Source organism: Wolbachia endosymbiont of Pentalonia nigronervosa (assembly GCF_014534705.1).
Lineage (GTDB): Bacteria > Pseudomonadota > Alphaproteobacteria > Rickettsiales > Anaplasmataceae > Wolbachia.
In genome coordinates, this window is sequence record NZ_JACVWV010000079.1 from 1 (window position 1) to 4,459 (window position 4,459).

Below are 4,459 nucleotides of genomic sequence, written 5' to 3' on the forward strand. Positions count from 1 at the left end.
AAGATAAAACGAATAGAGGATATCCACTGCCTCATCCAGAAAATATTGCCGTGCAAGATGTGGTACGTATTCGCACAAGCATTGAAAAAATAGATGAGGATATTACCAGTAGGGAAAATGAACATGATGAGCTGAAGGGTAACTTTGAAAGATTTAGTTTTGAAAAACTGTTAAAATTGTGGGGAAATTAAGAGATGACTATCGCAAAAGAAGTAGTATACGCATTACATCAAAGAATTAAGGATTTATCTCAAGATGCAACGCCTGATAAGGTAGCATATTTGGCTAAGGCGTTAGAGTCTATAGCTGGGCAGAGTACTGTATTTGATATTGTGCAGATGACTGATGTAAAATTGAAAGAACTGCTTGATAGCACAACAAGTCATTTAAGTAAATTAGATACCAATAAAACCAATGCATTAGCAGCAATCTCTGAATTGGAGGGAAAATCGTTAAAGAAAATAAATGACCAGGAGTTAAAAAGCCTATCAATTCTTGACACCAAAAAAGATGCCAATATTGCAGCAATAAATAGTGCTGGAGACCTAGAGAGCATAAGAAGTAGGGTAGATGTTCCAAATGGCTCATCACTAATGAAGGAAATACAACCGAGAGCTATTATTCAGTCTGAATCATTACCTTTTTTATTTGGAATTTTAAGTAGAGAAAATGATTATACTTGGGGTTATGGTCACTTTAACACTGCACTTGGTAAATGGTATGTCGATACTTCATATACTAATAACATGTTTTGCCTTTTATCAGGAGCGCATGCATATGATACAAGTTATGTTTCATTTTATAAACCACCACAATTAAGTTTCTTGCAAGGGAAAAATGGCACATTTATCTATAGAGAGCTGTACACGCGTTATGCAGTTTCTGCAAATGAGTGCTATTATCCATATGCATTGCTGGGAGTAATCTTCGTAAAAAACACCACAAATAGTGAGATAACAAGAACAATAAACTTTGTTGGTTCATCATATTGGAATTCACAATACGAAGGAATGGGGGCATTTGTGGGAACACCTGATAATACCAATACTAATAAGGCACAAATATCATCGATTAGCTGGAAAAATATTTATAACCTTGGAAGTGCAAATAGTGGATTTTTAGCTTCAGGAAGTGTTGTCATTCCAGCTAATAAAACAGTTGTGATTTTACTTTACACGTCACCATATTATTACACGAGTAGTGGTAACTACTACGCACAATTTATGCAGTGGGGAATATACAATTTTCGCAGCAAATTTTTGACCACTGGACTTGAGGTGGATGTAGAAAGAACACTCAAAGCTTGGCAATGCCCAGGATTTACTAATACGTTTGAAATTTGGAAGTAAGAAGGAGGAAAATATGTCTATTTATATGCGTTTCGAAAACAACAAACAAGTAGAAATGACGACACTAGAAAACAAGCCGGAAGGAGAAGGATGGTATGAAGCACCAGAAAACTTCAATTGGCAAAAAAGATATTGTTTAGCAGAAGGGGGAAATATTGTTGAAAGGAGTAATGAAGATATTGAGCTGGAACTACTGCAAAATGCGAAATTTTCTGCATTGTCTGATCTTCGTATTCATTATGATAGGTGTACTCACCAATACGCAGGCTATTCTCATCAGAAAGCTAAATCGTACGAAATCCAGGAAAAAGCTGCGGAGAATATTTTAGCTTCAGAATCAAGTAAATTAAACGAAAAAGATACTCAAATTATTGAACCCCTGGCAAAAGTTCGAGACATAACAATAATTGAAATGGCAAAACTCATCCAAAATAAAGCCCAACAAGCAGTAAAAGCAATAATAAAATGTGAAGAACTTGAAGATCTGGCCGAGAGGAAATTTGAAGCAGCCAAAAATGAGGGAGAGCTAAAGGCTTTACTCAATGATTTTAAACAAAGAATACAAGAAATAGGCAGAGGATGACAGAACAATTTTTACATGGGGTGAATGTTATTGAAGTAACTTCAGGCCCAAAAACAATTAGAACCAGTAAACCATCAGTGATAGGTGTAATTGGCACAGCACCAGATGCAGATGAGCAAAAGTTTCCACTGAATAAACCAATATTAATAGCAGGAAGCTTGAAAGAAGCAGCAAAACTTGGAAAACAAGGGACTCTTCCTTCTGCAGTAAATGAGATTTTCTCCCAAGTTGGTGCAACAGTAGTAGTTATTCGTGTCGAAGAGAGCAAAAATACTGACTTGAAGTTAAAGGAAGAAGAAACGCTGAAGAATGTAATTGGAGGAATTGACGAAAAAACTGGGGAATATCAAGGCATACAGGCGTTTTTAAGCAGTGAAAGTATAGTCCATGTTGCTCCAAGAATATTAATTGCCCCTTATTTTACTCATCAATTATCTGAATCTAAAAATCCGGTAGTAGCAGCATTAATAGGAGTAGCAGAAAAGTTGAGAGCAATAATAGTAGCAGATGGGCCAAATACTAACGATGAAGAAGCAATAAAGTGGAGGAAAAGCGTTGGAAGTAGCAGAGTATACGTTGTTGATCCTTGGGTAAAAGTATCTGAAGGGGAAGAAAAGCCACCAAGTTCATTTGTAGCTGGTTTAATAGCAAAAATAGATAGTGAGCAAGGATTTTGGCACTCACCATCAAATAAAGAGATAAATGGCGTTATTGGCACAAGTAGAGCTATTGATTTTACACTCGGTAATGCAAGCTGTAGAGCAAATTATTTAAATGAAAATGAAGTAACGACGATAATTCACCAAAATGGCTACAAACTCTGGGGAAACAGAACGTGTTCAGATGATCCAAAGTGGGCTTTTCTATCGGTTAGGCGTACTGCAGATTTAATAAATGACAGCTTATTGAGAGCTCACTTATGGGCAGTTGATCGCAATATTACCAAGACTTACATAGATGATGTAATTGAAAGCGTAAACTCTTATTTAGCAGGTCTAAAAACCCAAGGAGCGATCATCAGTGGAAAATGTTATGCAACTTCGGACCCAGCTAACATTGCAAGTGGAAAAGTTTTTTTTGACTTTGAATTTACACCACCATACCCAGCTGAGCAGATTACTTTTCGCTCTCACTTGCGAAATAATGAAATTTTATAAAGGGAAAGAAAATGTTGCCAAAAATATTGAGAAACTTTAATGTATTTGTCGATGGTCGAGGCTATGCAGGAAGAATAGATGAAATTACGCTGCCAAAGCTCACCATTAAAACTGAGGAATATAGAGCTGGTGGTATGGATATTCCTATTAGCATAGACATGGGCATGGAGAAATTAGAAGCTGAGTTTACCTTCGCTGAATACGATACAGAACTCTTTCGGCTATTTGGCTTGATAAATGGAAACTCGGTGTCCTTAACTCTCCGTGGAGGAATGCAAGGTAGTAGTAGCAATGAAGTTGAAGCCGTTATTATAAATCTCAGGGGAATATTTAGAGAATTTGATTTTGGTAGCTGGAAACCTGCAGAAAAAGCCACACTCAAATGCACTGTTGCTGCTCATTATTATAAACTTACTATAGGTGGAAATGAGTTAATAGAGATTGATGCTGAAAATATGATGCGGAAAATTAACGGTGTTGATCAGATGTCTTTGCTACAAACAGCTTTAGGAATTTGACAGAAAATGTAAGGTTTTTTTATTGAAAAATTACTAATAATGCATTATAATTGTTAATATTTTTTAGGCATTTTTGCTATGGTTTTATCACAATTTCTTGATCCTAAGAACAATTACGCGTTCCGGCGTATCTTTGGCACTGAGAACAATAAAGACATTCTTGTTCACTTTCTCAATGATGTTCTAGATCTCACTGGTGAGGCTAAAATAAAGGATGTGCAGTTTCTAAGTCCCATTCAAAATCCTGATATTGCTGCTAAAAAGGAGAGTATTGTTGATGTACTTTGCAGAGATTCTACAGGTGTCCAATTTATTTGTGAGATGCAGGTTGCTAGAACTACTGGCTTTGAAAAACGTGCTCAATATTATGCTGCTGGAGCTTATTTTAACCAAGCTGGCATAGGTGAAAAATATCATAAGCTTAAAGAAGTTATCTTTATTGCCATCACTGATTTTGTTCTATTTCCTAATAAGCAAGCCTATAAATCTGATCATGTTACTCTTGATAAGATTACTCACGAACATGACTTAAAGGGCTTTAGTTATACTTTCATAGAATTACCAAAATTTCCAAAAACTAAGGAAGATGAATTAGAAAATATAGTAGAAAAATGGATATATTTCTTTAAGTATGCAAGTGAAACTAGTGCAGATGATCTAAAGAAAGTAGTAGGGAGTGATGAGATTATTGGCAAAGCATATAATGAGTTGATAGAGTATAATTGGACTAAGGAAGAACGAACTATATATCAACAGGCTAAGAAAAATGAGGATGATAATATCTCTTGCCTTAATCAAAAATTTGATGAGGGTATGGAGAAGGGAAAGATTGAAGGAAAGATTGAAGGAAAG

The 4,459-nt window shown here is 35.8% G+C and carries 6 protein-coding genes; all 6 read left to right on the top strand.

Features of this window, described 5'->3' with window-relative positions; translation table 11 throughout:
* On the top strand, nt 1–191 hold a 191-nt coding region (locus IC220_RS06175; protein ID WP_188153611.1), incomplete at its 5' end, for a hypothetical protein.
* Between the two features lie 3 nt (nt 192–194).
* Nucleotides 195–1,349: a hypothetical protein gene (locus IC220_RS06180; RefSeq protein WP_188153612.1), complete on the top strand. Its 1,155-nt coding sequence runs from the start codon at nt 195–197 to the stop codon at nt 1,347–1,349.
* 13 nt (nt 1,350–1,362) lie between these two features.
* Nucleotides 1,363–1,932 carry a hypothetical protein gene (locus tag IC220_RS06185; RefSeq protein WP_188153613.1) on the top strand — a complete coding sequence of 190 codons (570 nt, stop codon included), beginning with the start codon at nt 1,363–1,365 and terminating at the stop codon, nt 1,930–1,932.
* Nucleotides 1,929–3,089, top strand: a complete 1,161-nt coding sequence (locus tag IC220_RS06190) for a phage tail sheath subtilisin-like domain-containing protein (RefSeq protein WP_188153614.1) — start codon at nt 1,929–1,931, stop codon at nt 3,087–3,089. Before IC220_RS06185 ends, IC220_RS06190 begins: the two co-directional genes overlap by 4 nt.
* Before the next feature lie 11 nt (nt 3,090–3,100).
* The gene (locus tag IC220_RS06195; RefSeq protein WP_188153615.1) at nt 3,101–3,607 is read left to right on the top strand and encodes a phage major tail tube protein; all 507 of its coding nucleotides are present in this window, start codon (nt 3,101–3,103) and stop codon (nt 3,605–3,607) included.
* A gap of 78 nt (nt 3,608–3,685) precedes the next feature.
* Nucleotides 3,686–4,459 (top strand): Rpn family recombination-promoting nuclease/putative transposase (locus tag IC220_RS06200; RefSeq protein WP_188153616.1); only part of this gene is annotated, 774 nt, incomplete at its 3' end.

Coding starts and splice junctions, on each gene's coding strand:
- IC220_RS06190 (WP_188153614.1), top strand. CDS start 1,929: ATGACAGAACAATTTTTACATGGGGTGAATGTTATTGAAGTAACTTCA.
- IC220_RS06195 (WP_188153615.1), top strand. CDS start 3,101: ATGTTGCCAAAAATATTGAGAAACTTTAATGTATTTGTCGATGGTCGA.
- IC220_RS06180 (WP_188153612.1), top strand. CDS start 195: ATGACTATCGCAAAAGAAGTAGTATACGCATTACATCAAAGAATTAAG.
- IC220_RS06185 (WP_188153613.1), top strand. CDS start 1,363: ATGTCTATTTATATGCGTTTCGAAAACAACAAACAAGTAGAAATGACG.